The following is a 21,425-nucleotide window of genomic DNA, read 5'->3' as shown; positions in this document are numbered from 1 at the left end:
GCCTGTCCTTTTCCCAAGCCGATGCCGACCATGTATACCCTGGCCCGTGACCTGCTGTTCAAACTTGCCCCGGAAACCTCCCATGACCTGTCCATCGACCTGATTGGCGCGGGTGGGCGGCTTGGCCTGAATGGCCTGTTGTGCAAGGCGCCGGCCAGCCTGCCGGTGCGCGTCATGGGCCTGGAATTTGCCAATCCGGTGGGGTTGGCGGCGGGCCTGGACAAAAATGGTGATGCGATTGATGGCTTTGCCCAGCTGGGCTTCGGTTTTATCGAGATCGGTACCGTTACCCCGCGAGCCCAACCGGGTAACCCCAAGCCGCGGCTGTTCCGTCTTCCGGAAGCGCAGGGCATCATCAATCGCATGGGCTTCAACAACCTGGGCGTGGATCATTTGTTGGCCAGGGTGCAGGCAGCGCGTTATCGCGGCGTGCTGGGCATCAATATCGGCAAGAACTTCGACACGCCGGTTGAGCGTGCGGTGGATGATTACCTGATCGGCCTGGACAAAGTCTATGCGCATGCCAGCTATGTGACCGTCAATGTCAGCTCGCCGAACACGCCTGGGCTGCGCTCGCTGCAGTTTGGGGATTCGCTACGGCAGCTGCTCGAGGCGCTGCGTCAGCGCCAGGAAGACCTCGCTGTGGTGCATGGCAAGCGCGTACCGCTGGCCATCAAGATTGCTCCGGACATGACCGATGAGGAAACCGTGGATGTGGCGCGCGCCTTGCTCGATACCGGCATGGATGCGGTGATTGCCACCAATACCACGCTCTCGCGGGAGGGCGTCGAGGGTTTGCAGTATGCCGACGAGGCAGGCGGGTTGTCCGGCGCGCCGGTGCGCGACAAGAGCACTCATACGGTCCGCGTGCTGGCTGGCGAGTTGCAGGGACGGCTGCCGATCATTGCCGTGGGCGGTATCACCGAAGGCCAGCATGCGGCGGACAAGATCGCCGCTGGAGCCAGCCTGGTGCAGATCTACTCCGGGTTCATCTACCAGGGGCCTGCGCTGATTCGTCAGGCCGTGGATGCCATTGCCGCCTTGCCGCGCAGCCAATAAAAAGGGCTCCCGTTGGGAGCCCCTGGGCTTGCGCCCGCCGCTCGAATGGAGCGGTCTGGAAAAAACGATGTGATCCTGAACGGTCAGCCTACGGCGTGCAGTTGATTGAGTCGATGAATGCCGGCGGTGCCGGTAAAGCCATCCCACTGGTCGCCACGACCTTCACGCCAGCCATTGAGCCAGGCCTGACGGGTGGAGGGGGTGGTAAAAGGACAGAGGTCGCGGGATTTGCCATGAATGCCGTGCTGATAACCACGCAAAAAGGCTCGTTCCATCGGATCACGCTTGAGTCTTCTCATAGGGTGTAGCCCTCACTTGTTGACTGTTATGTCCCGGTGGCCCGCTGCTGGGGCCGGGCAGAATGGTCGCTGCCCACGGAGCTCGCTGCCGGCGTGGCGAGGTTCCTGCCGTTACCTTTGCGGTTACGGTTGCTAGAGTTCTAACCAATGCGTGGCGAGCTGTGAATGACCGTTTTGTCATAAGCAGGTCATGTATGTATGGATGGGGCGATAAGCCCATGCACCTTTCTGGTTGCTGGGCCATGCCCTGGCCTTGTGTGCCGCGGATTTGCCAGCAACCCATGGCGATGAACCGGCCGTGCCGTACATCGCCATGTCTGTACTAAATTCCGACCAAGGGTGTTGTGCTCGGGTCGTTGTGTTTCGTCGAGCCTGCGGGCTCGCTTTTGGCCCTTGGGGCACTGGATGTCTGTGATGTCGCAACAGTTTGAGCTGTACCTGACTTGCCCGAAAAGCCTTGAGGGCCTGCTGCTGGAAGAGGCGCGTGGGCTCGGCCTGGAAGAGGCCCGCGAGCAGGTGGCAGCGGTGCGTGGCCAGGCCAGCATGGAAACCGCGTACCGGCTGTGTCTGTGGTCGCGTCTGGCCAACCGTGTGTTGCTGGTGATGGCGCGCTTCCCACTGAGCAACGCCGAAGAACTCTACCAGGGTGTACATGCGATTGACTGGCATGAGCATCTCTTGCCCTCCGGCAGCCTGGCGGTGGAGTTCAGTGGGCGTGGCGCGGGCATCGACAACACCCATTTCGGGGCGCTCAAGGTCAAGGATGCCATTGTCGATAAGCTGCGTACGGCGCAGGGTGAACGCCCCTCCGTGGACAAGCTGAACCCGGATTTGCGTGTGCACCTGCGCCTGGAGCGTGGTGAGGCGATTGTCTCGCTGGATCTTTCCGGGCATAGCCTGCATCAGCGTGGTTATCGCTTGCAGCAGGGCGCCGCGCCGCTCAAGGAAAACCTGGCCGCTGCGGTGCTGATCCGTGCTGGCTGGCCGCAACTGGCTGCCGAGGGCGCGGCCCTCAGTGACCCGATGTGCGGGGTCGGTACATTGCTGATCGAAGCCGGGCTGATGGCCGCCGATATAGCCCCCAATCTGCGTCGCCAGCAGTGGGGCTTTACCCACTGGCTGGGACATGTGCCGGCGCTTTGGCAAAAACTGCATGAAGAAGCGCAGGCGCGGGCCCAGGCCGGCCTGGCCAAGCCGCCGCTGTGGATTCGTGGCTATGAGGCTGACCCGCGTCTGATTACCCCGGCACGCAACAATATCGAGCGGGCCGGACTGGCTGACTGGGTGAAAATCTACCAGGGCGAGCTGGCTACCTTCGAACCGCGGCCGGATCAGGGACAGCATGGTCTGCTGGTATGCAACCCGCCCTATGGCGAGCGGTTGGGTGATGAAGCCAGCCTGCTGTACCTCTACCAGCATCTTGGCGAGCGCTTGCGCCAGTCCTGTCTGGGCTGGCAGGCGGCTATCTTTACCGGCGCACCGGAGCTGGGCAAACGCATGGGGCTGCGCAGCCACAAGCAATACGCGCTGTTCAACGGCGCCTTGCCATGCAAGCTGCTGCTGATGCGTATCGAACCGGAGCAGTTTGTCACTAGCGCACGGCCTGCCGAGAACATGCCGCCACTAGCCGGTGAAAGCAACACGGCGGCCCGTCTGGCCGAGGGTGGCCAGATGTTTGCCAACCGCTTGCAAAAGAATCTCAAGACGCTGGGCAAGTGGGCGAAGAAGGCCGGGGTCGAGTGTTATCGACTGTATGACGCCGACATGCCGGAGTACGCCCTGGCTATCGACCTGTACCGTGACTGGGTGCACGTGCAGGAATACGCGGCACCGCGTTCGATTGATCCGGAAAAGGCGCAGACGCGCCTGCTTGATGCCCTGGCGGCTATTCCGGTGGCCCTGGGGATACCCAGCGAACGGGTAGTGATCAAGCGTCGTGAGCGTCAGGCAGGCACTCGCCAGTATGAGCGGCAGGCTGCGCAAGGACAGTTCATGGAGGTGACCGAGGGGGGGGTACGCCTGCTGGTCAACCTGACCGACTACCTGGATACCGGGCTGTTCCTCGACCACCGGCCCATGCGTCTGCGTATCCAGCAGGAAGCCGCCGGCAAGCGCTTCCTCAACCTGTTCTGCTACACCGCGACAGCTACCGTGCATGCCGCCAAGGGTGGTGCGCGTAGCACCACCAGCGTAGACCTGTCGAAGACTTACCTGGACTGGGCACGGCGCAACCTGGCGCTCAACGGTTTTTCCGAGCGCCATCGTCTGGAACAGGGTGATGTCATGCACTGGCTGGCCGAGGATCGTGGCGAGTACGAGCTGATCTTCATCGACCCGCCGACCTTTTCCAACTCCAAGCGCATGGAAGGGGTGTTCGACGTGCAGCGTGACCACGTGCAATTGCTCGACCTGGCAATGGCCCGCCTGGCGGCGGGTGGCACCCTGTACTTCTCCAACAACTTCCGCAAGTTCCAGCTCGATGACAGCCTGCAGCAACGCTACGCGGTGGAGGAGATCAGTGCGCAGACCCTGGATGCCGACTTCGCGCGCAACCCGAAGATCCATCGCGCCTGGCGCCTGCGCACCCGCTAGGGGGCGGCGCCGCTCTGTACAGGGCCACGCCGATCACTGCGGGTTCTGATGGAGCTCCAGTAGCAGCTGATCGAGAATCGACGAGGCACCCCAGGGGCGCGGATGATTGATGATGGCCACCACCGCCCAGCTATGGCCGTTGCGGTCGCGGCTGTAGCCGGCGATGGCGCGCACATTGTTCAGTGTGCCGGTTTTGATGTGTGCCTGGCCGCGCATGGGTTGTGCGGTGAGGCGCCGCCGCATGGTGCCGTCGATGCCTACCAAGGGCATGGAAGCGATGAATTCTGCCGCATAGGGGCTATCCCAGGCGGCCTTGAGCAGAATGGCCAGTTCGCGGGCACTGACCCGTTCGTTGCGTGACAGCCCCGAGCCATTTTCGATGACCAGATGTGGAGCGGTAATGCCCTTGCGTGCTAGCCAGTCGCGGATGACCCGCTGGGCGGCGCGGGCATCGTCGGGGTCGGCCGTGCTGCGGAACTGCGCGCCGAGGCTGAGCAGTAACTGCTGGGCCATGGTGTTATTGCTGAATTTGTTGATGTCGCGGGCCACTTCGCTGAGGTCGGGCGAGAAGGCGCGGGCCAGCAGGGTGGCTTTGGCCGGCACGCTGTCCTGACGGTCCTGGCCGAGGATGCTGCCGCCCAGCTCTTTCCAGATGCTGCGGATGGCGCCGGCTGCATAGCCGGGGTGATCGAGCAGGGCGATGTAGTTTTGTGCGTGGCAGCCGTCGGGGAGCTGCCCGCTGACGATCAGCGTAGTGCCGTCATATTCGCTGACCGGGTTGAAGCGCACATCCGGCCAACCAGGGCACTTGCCGGCCTTGAGTACTTTCAGGCGGTTATCGATGCGTACGTTGCTCAGTGGCGGCTCCATGGCCACCAGGGCCTTGCCGTTCTGCGCGCGACTGATCATGCGTACTGCCTTGAGATTGACCAGCAGGGCGTCCGGGCCGACCAGGTAGGGCTTGCTGGCGTCGCCGCCGTCGTCATTGAAGGCCGGTAACTGCGGCTGGTTGAAGTAGTTGCGATCGAGTACCAGGTCGCCGGTGACTTTCTGCACGCCGTTGGCGCGCAGGTCGCGCAACAGCAGCCAGAGTCGTTCCATGTTGAGTTTGGGATCGCCTCCACCCTTGAGGTAGAGGTTGCCGTGCAGGGTGCCGTCGCGCAGCGGGCCGTCGCCATAGAATTCGGTGCGCCACTGGTAGTTGGGACCGAGCAGCTCCAGGGCAGCGTAGGTGGTGACCAGTTTCATGGTCGAGGCGGGGTTGACCGACAGATCGGCATTGACCAGGGTGGGACGGCCGGGGCCGTTGAGGGGCAGCAACACTACCGAGAGCGCATGGGCTTCGATCTTGTTGGCCTTGAGGGCCTGCTGCACCTTGGCGGGCAGTTGGGTGTTGACGCTGCTAGTGGCGGCCAGCGGCAGTGACAGGGGCAACAGGCACAAGGCCAGGCCGAGGCGGCGCAGGGAACTGAGCATGGGCGGCTCCGATACTGAAAAAGGCAAGCTAGGGCCGGTGGCAGGCCCTTTTAGGTGCGGCATTATGCCCGATGGCCAGGTGCTTGCCAGTCTGTCGCTGCGGCAGACGAGCAGGAAAACGCGGAAGCTGCTAGAGTGCCGCCGGTCATTTGCTTAGGAGTGCGTCACCATGGCTACCAATCGTTCGCGTCGCCTGCGGAAAAAACTGTGTGTGGATGAGTTTCAGGAGCTGGGCTGCGAGCTGACCCTGAGCTTTGTCGAGAATATCGACCAGGCAGCCATGGATGCCTTCCTCGATGCTTTCCTGCTGGACGCCATGGACGCCAACGGCCTGGGTTATGTCGGTGGTGAAGACTACGGCTTCATCTGCCTGGCCAAGCGTGGCTCGGTGAGCGCCGAGCAGCGTGCAGCGGTAGAAAGCTGGCTGAAGGGGCGCAGTGAGCTGAAGGGCTTCACCCTGAGCCCGCTGCTGGATGTGTGGTATCCGGAGAACACCGTCAACGCCTGAGGCGCTGACCGTGTGATCTGCAAAAGGGGCGCCAATGGCGCCCCTTTTGCATTCTGCTACTGCTCAGGGACTTATTAGGCCGGCGCGGGCCAGCAGGCTTTCGGGGGCTATCGCGTCGATCTGCTCGCTGCTGAGAAAGCGCCGCGCATAGTCCTCGTAGACCTGAGCCTCGATGAACAGGCGGAACAACTCCGGGTCGATATGTGCCTGGCGACACATGTCGGCCATGATCTGCAGGGCCTGGCTGAGTGTTTTGCCGACCTTGTAGGGGCGGTCGACTGCGGTGAGGGCCTCGAAGATGTCGGCAATCGCCATCATGCGTGCCGGCAGGCTCATTTGCTCGCGGCGCAGGCCGCGTGGGTAACCTGTGCCGTCCATTTTCTCATGGTGGCCACCGGCAATTTCCGGTACCTGGCGCAGGTGCGGCGGGAACGGCAGGCGTTCGAGCATGATGATGGTCTGCACGATGTGCTGGTTGATCAGGAAACGCTCTTCGCTGGTCAGTGTGCCGCGCCTAACGCTGAGGTTGTACAGTTCGCCGCGATTGAAGCGCCAGGCCGGTACTTGCAGGCGGAAGCCCCACGGATTGTCGTCGCACAGTTGTTCGCTGGGGTTATGGGCTATCAGGTGGTCGTCGCGATCGGCCAGCAGCGGCTCGCTGCAGGGTAGCGTGGCGGGCGCTGTACGTAGCTTGCGCTGGGTTTCTTCCCAGGACAGCCCGAGACGATCATCCAGGGTGCGTACCCAGCGTTGCTCGGCAATGCGCTGCAGGCGCTGCAGGTCGGCGTCGGCCATGTTCTCGCTGCCCAGGTTGCAATGTGCAACGAAGGCGAAGTCATCATCCAGTTCGGCCAGGCGGGCATCGCGTCGCGCCGCCAGCTCTGCGCTGGCGCCGCCGGCATGGCAGGCCTGCCAGTAGTCGATCCAGGCGTCGCGCTTGAGTACCTCGAAACGCATGCGGATCTCATGGATGCGGTCATAGAGGGTTTCCAGCTTGCTGGCCTTGTCCACCACATACTCGGGCGTGGTGACCTTGCCGCAATCATGCAGCCAGGCGGCGATATGCAGGGCCTCCCACTGTTCGGCATCCGGACGGAACTGGGCAAAGGCCGGCTGCTCGCTACTGGCCGCGGCGCGCGCAAGCATCAGGGTCAGCTCCGGTACCCGCTGACAATGTCCGCCGGTATAAGGACTTTTCGCATCAATGGCCCCGGCCATCAGCTGAATGAAGGCGTCGAGTAGCTGTTTCTGGCGAACCAGTAGGCGCTGGCTGTCCAGGCATAAGGCTGCAACCCCGGCCAGTGCCTGGACGAAGGCCACGCGGGCAGCTTGCCAGAGGCTCAGTTCCTGTTCGTCCAGTTGCTCCTGCTGCAACAGCACCAGCACGCCCAGTGCCTCGCCCTGACGGTTATGCAGGCCGACAGCCAACAACTGCACGCGGGGGGCCTGCAGTCGGCTGAGCAGCGGCGCATAGTCACCCGCCTGCTCGTAACTGAGGGTCTCCTGGCAAGGTGCCTGGCCGGCTTGCAGGGCTCGGTCAAGCCAGCTTGGCAGCGGCTTGTGCAGCTTGTAGTGGTCAAGTCCCAGCTCGTGGGGCTGGAACTGTTGTTTGCCAAGCTGCACGGCACTTGGGCTGAGTTGCTGGTTGTCGTCATCCAGCAGGTAGATCAGGCCGCCACTGGCTTTGCTGCTCGCCAGGGTTTCCTGCAATACGCGTTGCAGCAGGGTGTCGAAGTGTTTTTCTGCCGACAGGCTGGCGGATATTTCCATGAAGCTGGCCAGGCTGTCCTTCATCCGCGCCATGCTGCGCGCCAGTTGGTCGACTTCGAGAATCAGCGAACGCCCGCTGGCCGGGTAGTTGAAGTCGAAGCGGCGGATCGCTTCGGCTTCCCGTAGCAGGCTGTGCAGCGGCCTGACCACCAGGCGCGAAGCCATCCAGCCGAGAGGAATACACAGCAGCAGGATGAGCAGGGTTAGTACGGCACTTTGCCAGCGAATGCGGTGAGCATCGGCGAGCAGCTCGTCTTCCGGTGCCAGCAGCAACAGGCGCAAGCCACGCGGCCCGCCTTCGCTGATGCGCGAGTAGGAGAGCTGCCAGGCGCGCCCGGCCAGGGTCAGGCTTTGTTCCTGATCACGGCGTAACTGGCCGAGCTCCAGGGCCGCCAAGCTGGGGCTGAGCTGGCCGAGTTCGCTGAGTGGCTGCAGGCTACCGGCCGGCCGTGACTGCTGCAGGGTGCCCGGGTAGGCAATCACCCGGCCGTTGGGGTCGAACAGCACCACCTCGGTGGATGGTGTGATGCGGTGCCGGGCCAGGCTGTCGTTGAGCTCGGCGAGGGTCAGGTCGGCCGCGATGACCCGGTCCATGCCGCTCAGACGAGCCAGGGTCGTGCCGAGGTCGCCGCTGGAGAAAAATACATAAGGTTCGGTGGTGATCGGCATGTCGCCCGCGCGTGCGCTGCGGTACCAGCTGCGTTGGCGGGGGTCGAAGCGCTCCTGCGGGTTGTCGCGTTCGGCCAGTTTCTGCAAGCCGGCATCGTAGAACTCGTGGCGTGAGCGCAGGCCTTCGCTGTTGCGCTCGATCAGCCACAGCTGATACTGCGCTTCGGCCGGCGCGGCAAATCGCTGTCTTAACGCATCGTTGCGCAGGGCGCGCAGCATAAGAAAGTTGCCCTGGTCGTCACCGATATACAGGGCGGCCAGTTGCGGGTGTGCGCGCAGGCCCTGGGCAAGGCTGGGCAGCAGGCTATGACGCTGCTCGGCAGGGTGACGGGCGATGCGCGGGTCGAGCGCCAGTTGCGCGAGCAGGTCGCGGATTGGTTGATAGGTGTTGTGCAGATCCAGCTGCACTTCCTGGCGGAATTGCTGGAACAGCTGTTGGCTGCTGCTGAGGATGATGCGGCTGGTCTGCTGGTAGTTGAACAGTGCCAGCACGCTACCGCTGATCAGTAGCAGCAAGGTAAACAGCAGGCTGATGTGCAGGTGCAGAGGAAAGCGGCGCGTGGCCGTAGGCTGCGTCATTGATGGACTCCGGGCATTCCCTGTCATGCTGCCATCCGGGCGTAGGCAGCGTTGCGCAAGCCTAGCAGGCGGTGACCTGGCGTGATGTCAGGTCACGCAAAAAAACCTCAGACAGGGCTCGATCGACCGGTCATTTCCCTGGCCATTTCCGTGGCATAGCTGTCGGTCATGCCGCCGATAAAGTCGATCACCCGCTGGAAGGACTGGTAAAGCGACCAGCTAGGATCTGGCGCGTTGTGTCCAAGCAGGTCGAGGATGCGCCGATTCTTGAAAGAGGGGCTGTGCCCGCCGTGTTGTTCCAGGGCGGCACCACAAAAGGCGTTGAGAAGGATTTCCAGGGTGGTGTAGGCGCCGATCTCATGCAGGGTCTTGCGCTTGTCGTGGAAAATCTTCTCGCGCGCCAGGCATTTCGCCTGTTGCACGCAGCGCTTGGCCGGGCCATGCAGGTGTTCGACCAGATCACCGCTCAGCTGGCCGGCGAGCAGGGCGTGTTGCTGTGCGACAAAGGCGTCGGCGGCAGCATTGCTCAGGTGCTCGATGGCCTTGCCGCGCAGGATGGCCAGCTTGCGCCGCCGCGAGTCCTGCGGGCCGAGCTGGCGGTAGGTTTGCGGCAGGTCGTCGCCGACCAGATCGAGCAGCAGGGCCTCCACCTCGCTGTAGTCGAGCAGCTCCATTTCCAGGCCGTCTTCCAGATCGATCAGCCCATAGCAAATGTCGTCGGCCGCCTCCATCAGATAGACCAGCGGGTGACGTGCCCAGCGCTGTTCTTCCAGCTGTGGCAGGCCTAGTTGCCGAGCGATCTGTTGCAACAGTGGCAGCTCGCTCTGATAACAGCCGAACTTGTGTTTCTTGTAGCCCAGGGCGTCGGCGTGGCGGGCCGTCCAGGGGTATTTCAGGTAGCTGCCGAGGGTGGCATAAGTCAGACGCATGCCGCCGTCGAACTGGTGGTATTCCAGTTGGGTCAGTACGCGCAGGCCCTGGGCGTTGCCCTCGAAGCTGAGAAAGTCGGCACGTTCTGCCTCGCTCAGGTCATCCAGCCAGCCGCGTTGCAGGGCCTGGCCAAACCAGTGGCGAATGGCATCCTCGCCGGAATGCCCAAAGGGTGGGTTACCGATGTCATGGGCCAGACAGGCCGACTGCACGATAACGCCCAGGTCGGCGGGGCTGCACCACTCTGGCAGGGTGTCACGCAGGCGTTCGCCAACCCGCATGCCCAGCGAGCGGCCGACGCAGCCGACCTCCAGGGAGTGGGTCAGACGCGTATGGATATGGTCATTGCTGGACACCGGATGGACCTGGGTCTTGCGTCCCAGGCGGCGAAAGGCGCCGGAGAAGATCACCCGGTCATGGTCCTTGTGAAACGGGCTGCGCCCCAGCTCTTCGGGGCTTTGCGCGGCCTTACCCAGGCGTTCGCGGCTCAACAGGCTGTCCCAGTGCAAAAGCAGTCCTCGTCACAGGTGGTCAGGCGGCTTGCCTGTCAGGGCTTGTGACACTACGGCCTTGCCCATGAGCGGTGCAAGAGGGGGCGACGCGCCCAGCGCTGGCGCACAAGCTGGTACGCACCTTGCTTTGCCGTGGGGCGCGCAAGCCTTGGTGTGCGCCATTGCTGTGCTGCGGATAACCATCGAATGCCTCGCGTTCGATCTAACCTACTGAAATAAAAGAATTAAGCGCCAATCTTGCAAGCCTGGAGAAGGAGTTCGGGGATAAGAGGTGAGCGGTTTTTACGAGTCCCTGGGCTGCATGTTGGTGCGTTCTGGGTGGTGAGTGAGCTGCTTTGGTGCTTTTTCGGGAGTCTGTTTTCACCATGGATAACCTCAATGTTGCGGTGCTCAATCTGACGCACAGCGCCAACACCCTGTTCATCCTGCTGGGCGCGGTCATGGTCTTGGCCATGCATGCCGGCTTTGCCTTCCTTGAAGTGGGGACGGTGCGTCAGAAGAACCAGGTCAATGCCCTGTCGAAGATCATCAGTGATTTCGCTGTTTCGGCATTGGCTTACTTCTTTGTCGGTTACTGGCTGGCTTACGGGGTAAGTTTCTTTGATCCAGCGGCCAGTCTGGTGGAAAACCAGGGCTATGCGCTGGTCAAGTTCTTCTTCCTGTTGACCTTTGCCGCGGCTATCCCGGCCATCATTTCCGGTGGTATTGCCGAGCGCGCGCGTTTTTATCCGCAACTCTGCGCCACCTTGCTGATTGTCGCGCTGGTTTATCCCTTCTTCGAAGGGCTGGCCTGGAATGGCAATTTTGGTGTGCAAGACTGGCTCAGTGAGCGTTTTGGCCATCCTTTCCATGATTTCGCCGGATCGGTCGTCGTGCATGGCATGGGCGGCTGGTTGGCCCTCGCCGCCATTCTTCTGTTGGGGCCGCGTGATGGACGTTACCGTGATGGCCGCTTGGTGGCTTTCGCGCCCTCGAGTATTCCGTTCCTGGCGTTGGGCTCCTGGGTGCTTATCGTTGGCTGGTTCGGTTTCAACGTGATGAGTGCGCAGACCCTGGAGGGCATCAGCGGCCTGGTGGCGGTCAACTCCTTGCTGGCCATGGTCGGCGGTACATTGGCGGCACTCCTGGTGGGGCGTAATGACCCGGGCTTCCTGCATAACGGCCCGTTGGCCGGACTGGTGGCGGTATGTGCCGGCTCCGACCTGATGCACCCGCTGGGCGCACTGGCCACGGGGCTGGTGGCCGGAGCGTTGTTTGTCTGGGCGTTTACCGCGACTCAGGTGCGCTGGAAAATCGATGACGTGTTGGGCGTCTGGCCGCTGCACGGCCTGTGCGGGTTGTGGGGTGGTATCGCCTGCGGCGTATTTGGCCAGCAGGCGCTGGGTGGGCTGGGTGGCGTGAGCCTGGCGAGCCAGTTGCTGGGCAGTCTGGCCGGGTTGCTGATCGCCCTGGGCGGTGGCCTGCTGGTCTATGGCCTGCTCAAGGTGAGCATGGGGCTGCGCCTCAGTCAGGAAGAGGAGTATTACGGCGCCGACCTGTCGATCCACAAAATCGGCGCCAACGGTCACGACTGAGTAGTGCTGGGGCCGCCTACTTGTCGCTGGGCGGCTCGACGCTGGTCGGGGTGAACACCATCACCTGCAGCACCTTGGAATGGAACTCGCGACGGTAGAGCACCAGTACCACGCCGGTGGTTGTCAGCATGAACAGCCAGGGATTGATGAACCAGGCCAGCATGGCCAGGCCGAAGTAGTAACTGCGCAGGCCCTGGTTGAACTGGTGCGCCGCCAGGGAGATGACCTGTGCGGCGCGCTCGGCGAAATGCTTGCGCTCGATTTCGCTGACGTTGCGCTCGCCCATCATCGGCGCGGCACCGATCAGAACCGAGGCGAAGTTGTACTGGCGCATGCACCAGCTGAAGGTGAAGAAGGCGTAGACAAAGATGGTCGCCATGCCAAGCAGCTTGAGCTCGGAAATACTGCGTGTGGCCGGCTGGACCAGTGGCAGGTCGGCGAGCACCGAGACCGCGCGATCGGTGGCGCCGAGTACGGTGAGGATACCGGCCAGGATCAGCAGCGTGCTGGAGGCAAAAAACGAGGCATTGCGCTCCAGATTGCCGATCACGCTGGCATCGGCAATGCGGTTTTCCCGCAGCAGCAAGCGACGCATCCAGTCCTGACGATACAGGTGCAGCACCGAGGCCAGGCAGGCGGTATCGCGCCCGCGCCATTCGGCGTAGTAGCTGTAGCCGATCCAGCAGGCGAGGAACCAGCCTAGGGCAAGAAAATGCGCGGCGTGTGAGGGCAGGGTCAGCATGCGAACTCCTTGGTCAGACAAGGCGCCAGTATACCCCTGCGCCCCTTGTAGAGTTCAGCCGGGTGCGCTGGCAGGCTATGATGCGCGCCTTTTCCGCAATCGCCAGGAGTAACGACGATGAGCGAGCAGGATATGCGCGCCCGCGCCGAGCGTTTTTTGGGTGCGCTGCGCCATTGCCAGGTGCTGGGTATGCGTGTGCATGAGGTCAGGGCGAGCGGCCTGACCCTGTTGTTGCCGTATAGCCCGCATATCGTAGGCAACCCGGAAACCGGGGTGATTCATGGGGGGGCCTTGAGCGCGCTGCTGGATACCACCTGCGGTATTTCCACCGTCTGTGTGCTGCCAGAGTTCGAGATCTGTCCGACCCTGGACCTGCGTATCGATCATATGCATGCCGCCGAACCGGGTAAGGACGTCTACGGTTTTGCCGAGTGTTACCGGGTGACGCCCAACGTGATCTTTACCCGTGGCTATGCCTATCAGGATGATCCGGCACAGCCCATTGCTCACGTGGTCGGGGCTTTCATGCGCATGGGCAAGGGGGCGCAGGGTGATGGCCTGCTCAAGCAACAGATCCAGGGAGGTGGCCAATGACGCCGCTGGAACTCAACGCGCTGGTGCGCCAGGCGCATACCGACAACAACTACGACAGCCTGATCAGCATGATTCCCTATGCCCGGCTGATCGGTATCCAGTGCCTGCGCCTGGGGGACGACATGGTGTTCCGCCTGCCGGCCAGCCAGGACAATATCGGTAATCCGATCCTGCCGGCCATCCATGGCGGGGTCATCGCCGGGTTCATGGAACACTCCGCCATGCTGCACCTGGTGATGTTCATGGAAATTCCACATTTACCGAAAATCATCGACTTCTCGATAGATTACCTGCGCGCCGGCCATTATCGTGACACCTATGTGCAATGCCAGGTGTGGCGCCAGGGCCGCCGTGTGGCCAATGTCGCCATCACCGCCTGGCAGACTACCCAGAGTGAACCGATTGCCACGGCACGGGCGCACTTCAAGGTGGACGAACCCTGATCACGACCTAGGACCGAATGGATGGATGCCCTGCTGATTCTCGCTGGCCTGATGCTCATGTTGCTCGGGTTGATCTGGCTGATACGCATGGCATTCTCCACCAGCCTGTTCTGGGGGCTGGGTAGCCTGCTGCCGCCGATTACCCTGATCTATCTGCTGCGCTACTGGCGGCAAGCCCGCAAGGCTGTGCTGCTTGGCGCGCTGGGGATTATCCCGTTGATTGTCGGCGTGACCCTGCTGGCCAGCCAGGATGCCGAGCGCCTGCAGGCCATCCTCAGCCTGCAGTGGATGGAAGCGGAGCAACAGGCACCTGGCAGCCTGGATATCCGCCTGAACGGCGAGCTTAATGGTCAGCCGTTCCGTCCCCAGCATGCCGAACTGATCGATGGTGTGCTCAGCCTGCGCGAAGGCGGGGATTTCTTCGCCCGTCGTGAGGTGCAGATTCGTCTGGATGGCCAGCCTGGCCCGCAGCTTAAGCTGAGCCTGCTGCCGGATGACCCTGCGCCTCGGCCGCTGGTGGAAATCAGCTGGCTGCTGCCCGAACAGGACCTGCCCGAAGCGCGCATGTTGCAACGCGGCTACACCCTGCACCTGGACTTGCAGGCGCAGGCACCCAATCGCTACGTTGGCGACTTCCATCTGGTCTTGCCGAGGTCGCTGGCTACCAATCTCAGCGGGCGGATCGAGCTGTACAGCGATCGGCTGCGTTACCGGGATGGCCGGGTTGATCTTAGCCATGACAGCGAAGACACCCTGGCCTATGTGCTGCGTGATTACCTGCAGCGCCGCTTTGCCACGCGTGCGGTGAGCCTGGCCGACCTGAATGTCAGCGATTTCTCTGCGGGCAAGCTCGATCTGCCGGTAACCGCCCTGGTCGACGGGCAAAGCCAGCAGCTGCAGGTGCAGCTAAGCAAGCAGGCGCGCGGCTGGCAGGTGCTCGATGACCATTACCCGGCGCTGCCGGCGGCACAGGTAACACCCACAGCGCCAGCGGCTGCACAGCTGCAGGTCGCGCCACGGGTACAGCGCTCGGTCGATCGGCGCCTGCGTTTCACCCTGCAGCGTCTGCTGCTCAACCCCAATCACTACCACAACCTGCAGGTGCGGGCGCGGACGCTTACCGGTCGTCAGGCGCAGGGGCGCTTCGATGGCGTCAATACGCGCGGTGAGGTGGTGATTCGCCAGACCCTCAGCGGTACCGATGAGGCGACTTTCCAGTTGCGTCCGGAAGACATCCGCAGCATCGAATTGCTCGAGCCCTGAGCCTTGAAAAAACTCGGCTAGCCCCCATTTGCATGACATCCGCCGCAGAAGCGGCTTTGTCATCGTGGAGTTAGACGAGCATGAGTGTGGAAACTCAAAAAGAGACCCTGGGCTTCCAGACCGAGGTGAAGCAGCTGCTGCACCTGATGATCCATTCGCTGTACTCGAACAAGGAAATCTTCCTCCGTGAGCTGATTTCCAATGCCTCCGATGCGGCCGACAAATTGCGCTTCGAAGCGCTGGCCAAGCCTGAGCTGCTCGAAGGCGGTGATCCGCTGAAGATTCGCCTGTCCTTCGATAAAGAGGCCAAGACCGTCACCCTCGAAGACAACGGTATTGGCATGAATCGCGAGGAGGTGATCGCCCACCTCGGCACCATCGCCAAGTCGGGTACCGCCGACTTCATGAAGAACCTTACCGGCGACCAGAAGAAGGACTCGCAGCTGATCGGCCAGTTCGGCGTGGGCTTCTATTCGGCGTTCATCGTTGCCGAGCAGGTCGATGTGTACAGCCGGCGTGCCGGCAGTCCGGCCAGCGAGGGTGTGCACTGGTCGAGCAAGGGGGAAGGGGATTTCCAGGTTGCGACCATCGACAAGCCCGAGCGTGGCACGCGCATCGTCCTGCACCTGAAAAGTGGCGAGGAAGAGTTCGCCGACGGCTGGCGCCTGCGCAATATCGTCAAGAAGTATTCCGATCACATTGCCCTGCCCATCGAGTTGCCGAAAGAGCACTACGGCGAGGAGAAGGACAAGCCGGCTGAGCCGGAGTGGGAAACCGTCAACCGTGCCAGCGCGCTGTGGACGCGTCCGCGCAGCGAGGTCAAGGACGAGGAGTACCAGGAGTTCTACAAGCATGTCGGCCATGACTTCGAGAACCCGCTGAGCTGGAGCCACAACAAGGTCGAGGGCAAGCTGGAGTACACCTCGCTGCTCTACGTGCCGGCCCGCGCACCGTTCGACCTGTACCACCGCGAAGCGCCCAAGGGCCTCAAGCTGTATGTGCAGCGCGTGTTCATCATGGACCAGGCCGACCAGTTCCTGCCGCTGTACCTGCGCTTCATCAAGGGCGTGGTCGACTCCAACGACCTGTCGCTGAACGTCTCGCGGGAAATTCTGCAGAAGGACCCGGTGATCGACTCGATGAAGTCGGCGCTGACCAAGCGCGTGCTGGACATGCTGGAGAAGCTCGCCAAGGACAAGCCCGACGATTACAAGACCTTCTGGAAGGCCTTTGGCCAGGTGCTCAAGGAAGGCCCGGCGGAAGACTTCGCCAACAAGGAAAAGATCGCCGGCCTGTTGCGTTTCGCCTCCACCGCCGGCGACGGCGAGGAGCAGTGTGTGGCGCTGGCCGACTATGTGGCGCGCCTCAAGGATGGTCAGGACAAGCTCTACTACCTGACCGGCGAAAGCTACGCACAGATCAAGAACAGCCCGCACCTGGAAGTGTTCCGCAAGAAAGGTATCGAGGTGCTGCTGCTCACCGACCGCATCGACGAGTGGCTGATGAGCTACCTGACTGAGTTCGACGGTAAGCAGTTCGTCGATGTGGCGCGTGGTGATCTGGACCTCGGCTCGCTGGACTCGGAAGAGGACAAGAAAGCCCAGGAAGAGATCGCCAAGGCCAAGGAAGGACTGATCGAGCGCCTCAAGGGGGTGCTGGGTGAGCAGGTCGCCGAGGTGCGTGTGTCGCATCGCCTGACCGATTCGCCGGCCATCCTGGCCATTGGTGAGCAGGACCTGGGCTTGCAGATGCGCCAGATCCTCGAGGCCAGCGGGCAGAAGGTGCCCGAGTCCAAGCCGATCTTCGAGTTCAACCCGGGGCATCCGTTGATCGAGAAACTGGATGGTGAACCGGACGAGGATCGCTTTGCCGACCTTTCGCACATCCTCTTCGATCAGGCAGCGCTGGCGGCGGGCGATAGCCTGAAGGACCCGGCCAGCTACGTGCGTCGCCTCAACAAGCTGCTGGTCGAGTTGTCCGCCTGACCGTCAGCCTGTACGAGAAAGCCCGCTTCGGCGGGCTTTTTCATGCCCGGCGGCTGGCGCCAGGGCGCTGGCGTGCGGACTGCTCGCGCTGGTAACGCCGCGGCGCCAGGCCTTTCCAGCGCTTGAAGGCATGGATGAAGTTGGATACCTCGCCGTAGCCCAGGCGTTCGGCAATCTCTTCCAGCGTCAGCCCGCCGGTGGCGAGCAGTTCTTCGGCGAGGGTCTGGCGCACTTCGTCGAGCAACAGGCGGAAATGGCAGCCTTCTTCGTCCAGACGACGGCGCAGGGTGCGTGAGCTGATGTGCAGGGTGGCGGCCAGCTGCTCCATGCTCGGCAGGCGTCCGGGGCGCTCCAGCAGCAGGCGGCGGATCTGCCCGGCCAGTCCGCTGTGCTGGCTGCGTTTGGCCAGCAGGCGCTGACAATGTTCTTCGCAGAGCTGCACGGTGTGCGGGTTGGCGGCGGCCAGCGGACGGTCGAGCAGGGCGCGCGGAAACACGCAGCGGTTTTCGGCCTGGGCAAACAGCGGCAGCAGGCCCAGTTCATGGCGATAGCGCTCCGCGTTGTCCGATGCCGGCAGGCGCAATTCGATGCGCAGCAGGGGTGGCTCCCCACCCAGTACCTCGCGCAGCACCTGGAGCATGCCGGCCAGGTCGCGCTCCAGTAAAAAACCGCGCAACGCTGCGGGAATATCCCGGTCATCGAGCAGCAGGTGCGCTTCATCGCCGTGCACCTCCAGCTGCATGGCATGGAAGGCGTAGGTCAGGTCCAGGTAACGCAGCCCCAGGCGGGCAGCGTCGCCATAGGTGGGGCTGGAGAGCAGGGCAAAGCCCCAGATGCCATAGCTGTTCAGCGGATAGCGGCGGCCCAGCGGCAAACCAAAACCAGGCCCGGCCTGGCACCCCTTCAGCAGGTTGGCGACCAGCTGCAACTCCTGCTCGGCCTCGACTTCCGCAGAGGGGTCGGCCAGTTGCTGCCAGTCCAGGCCGGTTCCCTGCAGGCAGGCTTCAAGAGGCAAACCGTGGTCCAGGCCATACTGGATGAGCAACTGCACGCTGACGGCACTGCGGCGAGGGCGGGGCATAGGCTGTCCGAAAGTCACAATCTGGTGGCCGACTATGCCATAAACCACTGCCCGGGAAAGCCCTAGCATGTGTTGACCATGCATGGAGAAAACAATGAACAACAAGACTCCTGAGCAGACCCCCTGGCGCGTGCTGATTATCGGCGCCGGTTTTGCGGGTCTTGGTCTGGCGATGCAGTTGCGCCGCCAGGGCCATGACGACTTCCTGATCCTCGAACAGGCTGATGAGCCTGGCGGTACCTGGCGGGATAACCATTACCCGGGTGCGGCCTGTGATGTGCCCTCGCACCTGTATTCCTTTTCCTTCGAGCCCAAGCTCGACTGGAGCCGGCGTTTTGCAGCGCAGGCGGAAATCTTTGCCTATGTGCGCCAGTGCATCGAGCGCTACCAGCTGGCAGAGCGCATCCGCTGCCGCAGCGAAGTGGCCGAGGCGAGCTTCGATGAAGCCGCTGCGCTGTGGCGGGTCACCACCCGTGATGGCGCGCAGTTCACGGCACGGGCGCTGGTCAGTGCCTGTGGTCAGCTGAATCGCCCGCTGTATCCGCAGTTGCCGGGGCTGGAGCGTTTTGCCGGTGAGCAGTTTCACTCAGCCCGCTGGCGACACGATGTGGCGCTGAGTGGCAAGCGGGTAGCGGTGATCGGCACCGGAGCCAGTGCCATCCAGTTCGTGCCACAGATCGTCCCCCAGGTGGCGCGCCTGCACCTGTTCCAGCGCACCCCGGCCTATGTGATGAGCAAGCCGGACCGTGCCTACAGCCGTTTCGAGCTGGCGCTGATGCGTCGCTGGCCCTGGACGCAGAAGCTGGACCGGGCCTGGCAATACCTGTTCCACGAGGTGCGTGGGGTGGCCTTCTTCCTCTGGCCGGCGCTGATGAAGCTGCAGCGCCAGCGCGTGCTGCGCCAACTGGCCCGGCAGGTGCCGGAGCCGGCCTTGCGGGCGCGGCTCACCCCGGATTATCCGCTGGGCTGCAAACGCATTCTGATCAGCAATGACTACTACCCGGCGCTGCGCCAACCGCAGGTGGAAGTGGTCGACACGGCGATCCGTGAGGTGACCGAGCAGGGCATCATCACGGCCGACGGCCAGCTGCGCGAGGTCGATGTGCTGATCTATGGCACCGGGTTTGCCGCCAGTGATTTCCTGGCGCCCATGCGCATTCGCGGCCTGGGCGGGCTGGAGCTGAACCAGGCCTGGCGGGAGGGTGCCGAGGCGTACAAGGGGATCAGCGTCAACGGCTTTCCCAACCTGTTCATCCTCTACGGGCCGAACACCAACCTGGGGCACAACTCGATCATCTACATGCTGGAAAGCCAGTTTCCCTATGTGCTGGCCTGCCTGGACAAGCTCGATCAGGGCGTCCGTTATCTGGATGTACGCAAGCCGGCGCAGGACGCCTGGAACCGTCAGGTGCAGCAGGCAATCAGCCAATCGGTATGGGAGCAGGGTTGTAGCAGCTGGTACAAGAATGCCGCCGGCAAGCACACCAACAACTGGTCCGGCTTTACCTTCAGTTATCGCCGGCAGACGCGCCGGCCGCAGTGGGCTGACTATGAACTGGTGCGTTGAGCTGCCGCCGGCCAGTCGGGCTCAGCGCCTGCTCAGCGGGCTGTTGCGTGGCGTGACCCGTGTGCTGTTCCGTGGCCTCATGCGGCCCGCTGTGCCGTTGCTGATGCAGCGTGCGCTATTGCGCCTGGCCACCCTGTTGCCGCCCCGTGCGCGCGGCGTGGCTATTCGCCCGGGCAGGCTTGGCGAGGTGCCCTGTGAGTGGCTGCAGGGGGCGCGCGACAATGGCTGGGTAGTGCTTTACCTGCACGGCGGTGCCTTCGTACTCGGCTCGCCGCGCACTCACCGGGCGATCACCAGCCACTTGGCCAGCCTCAGCGGGGCGCGGGTCTGTGCGGTGGATTACCGTCTGGCACCGGAGCACCCCTGGCCGGCCGCGGTCGATGATGCGTTGAGTGCCTATCGCGCCCTGCTGGCGCAGGGGCGGCCGGCTGACCAGCTGGTGATCGCCGGTGATTCGGCGGGTGGCCAGCTGACCCTGAGTCTGGCGCTGCGCCTGCGTGAGGCGGGCCTGCCGCTGCCGGCCGCGCTGGTGTGTTTCTCGCCGGTCAGCGACCTCAGTGGTGCAACCTGGCATGAGCCGCCGGCGGGAGACCCGCTGCTCGGGCGTGCGTGGCTGGAGCAGGGCGTACGCAGTTACTGTGCGGGGCAGCCCGACCTGTGTGCAGCGTGGCTTTCTCCACGCTATGCCAGCCTGCACGACCTGCCACCTCTGCTGGTGCAGGTCGGTAGCGACGAGCACCTGTTGACCCAGAGTCTGGCCTTACAGGAGCACGCTGAGCTGGCCCTGCGTCTGGAGGTTTATCCCGGGCAGTGGCATGTCTTTCAGATCAACTGCGGATTGCTGCAGGTCGCCAGGCTGGCCATGCAGCGTGTCGCTGCCTTCCTCAAGGAACAGGGTTGCCAATGAAACATATTCTGATCACCGGGGCTGCGTCGGGAATCGGTGCGGCCAGCGCTCGGTTGTTTCATGCGCGGGGCTGGCGGGTGGGTCTGCTGGGCCGCGATGCCGAGTCGCTGGCCGCTCTGGCCGGGCAACTGCACGGCGCCTGGCAGCGGGCGCTGGATGTCACCGACGAACAGGCGGTAGCTCAGGCATTGCAGGGCTTCTGTGGCGAGGCTGGTGCGTTGCATGTGCTGTTCAACTGTGCGGGACTGCTGCGTTTTGGTTACTTCGAGGCCATCTCCACGCAGGAGCATGCGCAGATTCTCCAGGTCAATGTGCTGGGCTTGCTGCAAGTCACCCATGCTGCCTTTCCTTACCTGAAGGCCGCGCAAGGCCAGGTCATCAACATGGGCTCGGCGTCCGGGCTGTATGGCACGCCGCACATGGTCAGTTACTCGGCTTCGAAGTTTGCCGTGCGCGGATTCACCGAGGCGCTGGAGCTGGAATGGCGGCGCCATGGCATCCGCGTCGGTGACCTGATGCCGCCATTCGTGGCCACGCCGATGGTCGACAGCCAGAGGTTCACACCGCCCACCCTGCGTCGCCTGGGCGTGGCGCTGCGTGCCGAGGACATCGCCCGGGCGGCCTGGCGGCAGGTGCATGCGCCCCGTGTGCACCGGGTCATTCATTGGCTGTTCACGCTGATGTACTGGGCCGGGCAGCTGTCGCCACCGCAGGCCAATCGTATGCTGATGGCCTGGCTGTCGCGTGAATGACCGCCTGCCGTGGCAGGCATGTCAGACAATGCCCGGGCATGCCGCCGGGCGGTCGCGCTGGCCGCTGCGCAGGTATGGCTTGACGCTATCACGGCGGGTGTATTTAGTGAGGGACTTGGTCGC

General features: G+C 63.1%; 17 protein-coding genes. 11 read left to right on the top strand and 6 right to left on the bottom strand.

Going from position 1 to position 21,425, the window contains the following annotated elements:
• Positions 1-30: 30 nt before the first annotated feature.
• Entirely contained in the window at positions 31-1,059 is a 1,029-nt protein-coding gene (locus CFY91_RS05070; protein WP_093985267.1) for a quinone-dependent dihydroorotate dehydrogenase, read from the top strand.
• Positions 1,060-1,142: 83 nt separating this feature from the next.
• Here CFY91_RS05070 and rmf read toward each other — a convergent pair whose 3' ends face one another.
• The gene (gene rmf, locus CFY91_RS05065) at positions 1,143-1,358 is read right to left on the bottom strand and encodes a ribosome modulation factor (protein ID WP_093985266.1); all 216 of its coding nucleotides are present in this window, start codon (positions 1,356-1,358) and stop codon (positions 1,143-1,145) included.
• A 414-nt stretch (positions 1,359-1,772) separates the two neighbouring features.
• Here rmf and rlmKL point away from each other — a divergent pair, with 414 nt between their 5' ends.
• Positions 1,773-3,950 (top strand): bifunctional 23S rRNA (guanine(2069)-N(7))-methyltransferase RlmK/23S rRNA (guanine(2445)-N(2))-methyltransferase RlmL, encoded by a 2,178-nt coding sequence (gene rlmKL, locus CFY91_RS05060; protein ID WP_093985265.1) that lies wholly within the window; start codon positions 1,773-1,775, stop codon positions 3,948-3,950.
• A 33-nt stretch (positions 3,951-3,983) separates the two neighbouring features.
• On the opposite strand, the gene dacB is transcribed toward rlmKL, so the two are convergent.
• Positions 3,984-5,426 carry a D-alanyl-D-alanine carboxypeptidase/D-alanyl-D-alanine endopeptidase gene (dacB, locus tag CFY91_RS05055; RefSeq protein WP_093985264.1) on the bottom strand — a complete coding sequence of 481 codons (1,443 nt, stop codon included), beginning with the start codon at positions 5,424-5,426 and terminating at the stop codon, positions 3,984-3,986.
• Between the two features lie 169 nt (positions 5,427-5,595).
• Here dacB and CFY91_RS05050 point away from each other — a divergent pair, with 169 nt between their 5' ends.
• A complete protein-coding gene (locus CFY91_RS05050; protein ID WP_093985263.1) occupies positions 5,596-5,934 on the top strand; it encodes a 50S ribosome-binding protein YggL in 339 nt (112 codons plus the stop codon).
• 63 nt (positions 5,935-5,997) lie between these two features.
• On the opposite strand, the gene CFY91_RS05045 is transcribed toward CFY91_RS05050, so the two are convergent.
• Together CFY91_RS05045 and CFY91_RS05040 are read right to left on the bottom strand one after the other, a co-directional pair.
• Positions 5,998-8,952, bottom strand: coding sequence for an HD domain-containing phosphohydrolase (locus CFY91_RS05045; RefSeq protein WP_093985262.1), 2,955 nt, complete (start codon positions 8,950-8,952; stop codon positions 5,998-6,000).
• A gap of 107 nt (positions 8,953-9,059) precedes the next feature.
• Complete coding sequence (locus CFY91_RS05040) at positions 9,060-10,391, bottom strand: deoxyguanosinetriphosphate triphosphohydrolase (protein ID WP_093985261.1); 1,332 nt, start codon at positions 10,389-10,391, stop codon at positions 9,060-9,062.
• Positions 10,392-10,759: 368 nt separating this feature from the next.
• Between CFY91_RS05040 and CFY91_RS05035 the strand changes: the two genes are divergently transcribed.
• Entirely contained in the window at positions 10,760-11,968 is a 1,209-nt protein-coding gene (locus CFY91_RS05035; protein ID WP_093985260.1) for an ammonium transporter, read from the top strand.
• A gap of 16 nt (positions 11,969-11,984) precedes the next feature.
• On the opposite strand, the gene CFY91_RS05030 is transcribed toward CFY91_RS05035, so the two are convergent.
• Complete coding sequence (locus tag CFY91_RS05030; protein WP_093985259.1) at positions 11,985-12,710, bottom strand: DUF599 domain-containing protein; 726 nt, start codon at positions 12,708-12,710, stop codon at positions 11,985-11,987.
• Positions 12,711-12,827: 117 nt separating this feature from the next.
• On the opposite strand from CFY91_RS05030, the gene CFY91_RS05025 reads away from it, so the two are divergent.
• From CFY91_RS05025 to htpG, 4 genes are all read left to right on the top strand, one after another.
• Positions 12,828-13,304 (top strand): PaaI family thioesterase, encoded by a 477-nt coding sequence (locus CFY91_RS05025; protein ID WP_093985258.1) that lies wholly within the window; start codon positions 12,828-12,830, stop codon positions 13,302-13,304.
• Positions 13,301-13,747 carry a PaaI family thioesterase gene (locus CFY91_RS05020; protein ID WP_093985257.1) on the top strand — a complete coding sequence of 149 codons (447 nt, stop codon included), beginning with the start codon at positions 13,301-13,303 and terminating at the stop codon, positions 13,745-13,747. Before CFY91_RS05025 ends, CFY91_RS05020 begins: the two co-directional genes overlap by 4 nt.
• A 21-nt stretch (positions 13,748-13,768) precedes the next feature.
• Positions 13,769-15,010, top strand: coding sequence for an MFS transporter (locus CFY91_RS05015; protein ID WP_093985256.1), 1,242 nt, complete (start codon positions 13,769-13,771; stop codon positions 15,008-15,010).
• Between the two features lie 80 nt (positions 15,011-15,090).
• A complete protein-coding gene (gene htpG / locus CFY91_RS05010) occupies positions 15,091-16,995 on the top strand; it encodes a molecular chaperone HtpG (RefSeq protein WP_093985255.1) in 1,905 nt (634 codons plus the stop codon).
• A gap of 40 nt (positions 16,996-17,035) precedes the next feature.
• Here the strand turns inward: htpG and CFY91_RS05005 are convergent, their stop codons facing one another.
• A complete protein-coding gene (locus tag CFY91_RS05005) occupies positions 17,036-18,076 on the bottom strand; it encodes an AraC family transcriptional regulator (protein WP_093985254.1) in 1,041 nt (346 codons plus the stop codon).
• 94 nt (positions 18,077-18,170) lie between these two features.
• Between CFY91_RS05005 and CFY91_RS05000 the strand changes: the two genes are divergently transcribed.
• From CFY91_RS05000 to CFY91_RS04990, 3 genes are read left to right on the top strand one after another with little or no spacing between them, the layout of a single operon-like run.
• Positions 18,171-19,643, top strand: a complete 1,473-nt coding sequence (locus CFY91_RS05000) for a flavin-containing monooxygenase (protein WP_093985253.1) — start codon at positions 18,171-18,173, stop codon at positions 19,641-19,643.
• Positions 19,627-20,550, top strand: coding sequence for an alpha/beta hydrolase (locus tag CFY91_RS04995; protein WP_093985252.1), 924 nt, complete (start codon positions 19,627-19,629; stop codon positions 20,548-20,550). The genes CFY91_RS05000 and CFY91_RS04995 overlap by 17 nt, the downstream gene beginning before the upstream one ends.
• Entirely contained in the window at positions 20,547-21,302 is a 756-nt protein-coding gene (locus tag CFY91_RS04990; RefSeq protein ID WP_093985251.1) for an SDR family oxidoreductase, read from the top strand. The genes CFY91_RS04995 and CFY91_RS04990 overlap by 4 nt, the downstream gene beginning before the upstream one ends.
• Positions 21,303-21,425 lie beyond the last annotated feature (123 nt).

Source organism: Pseudomonas fluvialis, from assembly GCF_002234375.1.
GTDB lineage: Bacteria > Pseudomonadota > Gammaproteobacteria > Pseudomonadales > Pseudomonadaceae > Aquipseudomonas > Aquipseudomonas fluvialis.
Note: the sequence above shows the minus strand (reverse complement) of the source record. Positions and strands in the feature narration are given on the sequence as shown.

Bases quoted from the DNA above. Each gene is read 5' to 3' on its own strand.
- CFY91_RS05070 (WP_093985267.1), top strand. From the start codon at position 31: ATGTATACCCTGGCCCGTGACCTGCTGTTCAAACTTGCCCCGGAAACC.
- rmf (WP_093985266.1), bottom strand. From the start codon at position 1,358: ATGAGAAGACTCAAGCGTGATCCGATGGAACGAGCCTTTTTGCGTGGT.
- rlmKL (WP_093985265.1), top strand. From the start codon at position 1,773: ATGTCGCAACAGTTTGAGCTGTACCTGACTTGCCCGAAAAGCCTTGAG.
- dacB (WP_093985264.1), bottom strand. From the start codon at position 5,426: ATGCTCAGTTCCCTGCGCCGCCTCGGCCTGGCCTTGTGCCTGTTGCCC.
- CFY91_RS05050 (WP_093985263.1), top strand. From the start codon at position 5,596: ATGGCTACCAATCGTTCGCGTCGCCTGCGGAAAAAACTGTGTGTGGAT.
- CFY91_RS05045 (WP_093985262.1), bottom strand. From the start codon at position 8,952: ATGACGCAGCCTACGGCCACGCGCCGCTTTCCTCTGCACCTGCACATC.
- CFY91_RS05035 (WP_093985260.1), top strand. From the start codon at position 10,760: ATGGATAACCTCAATGTTGCGGTGCTCAATCTGACGCACAGCGCCAAC.
- CFY91_RS05030 (WP_093985259.1), bottom strand. From the start codon at position 12,710: ATGCTGACCCTGCCCTCACACGCCGCGCATTTTCTTGCCCTAGGCTGG.
- CFY91_RS05025 (WP_093985258.1), top strand. From the start codon at position 12,828: ATGAGCGAGCAGGATATGCGCGCCCGCGCCGAGCGTTTTTTGGGTGCG.
- CFY91_RS05020 (WP_093985257.1), top strand. From the start codon at position 13,301: ATGACGCCGCTGGAACTCAACGCGCTGGTGCGCCAGGCGCATACCGAC.
- CFY91_RS05015 (WP_093985256.1), top strand. From the start codon at position 13,769: ATGGATGCCCTGCTGATTCTCGCTGGCCTGATGCTCATGTTGCTCGGG.
- htpG (WP_093985255.1), top strand. From the start codon at position 15,091: ATGAGTGTGGAAACTCAAAAAGAGACCCTGGGCTTCCAGACCGAGGTG.
- CFY91_RS05005 (WP_093985254.1), bottom strand. From the start codon at position 18,076: ATGCCCCGCCCTCGCCGCAGTGCCGTCAGCGTGCAGTTGCTCATCCAG.
- CFY91_RS05000 (WP_093985253.1), top strand. From the start codon at position 18,171: ATGAACAACAAGACTCCTGAGCAGACCCCCTGGCGCGTGCTGATTATC.
- CFY91_RS04995 (WP_093985252.1), top strand. From the start codon at position 19,627: ATGAACTGGTGCGTTGAGCTGCCGCCGGCCAGTCGGGCTCAGCGCCTG.
- CFY91_RS04990 (WP_093985251.1), top strand. From the start codon at position 20,547: ATGAAACATATTCTGATCACCGGGGCTGCGTCGGGAATCGGTGCGGCC.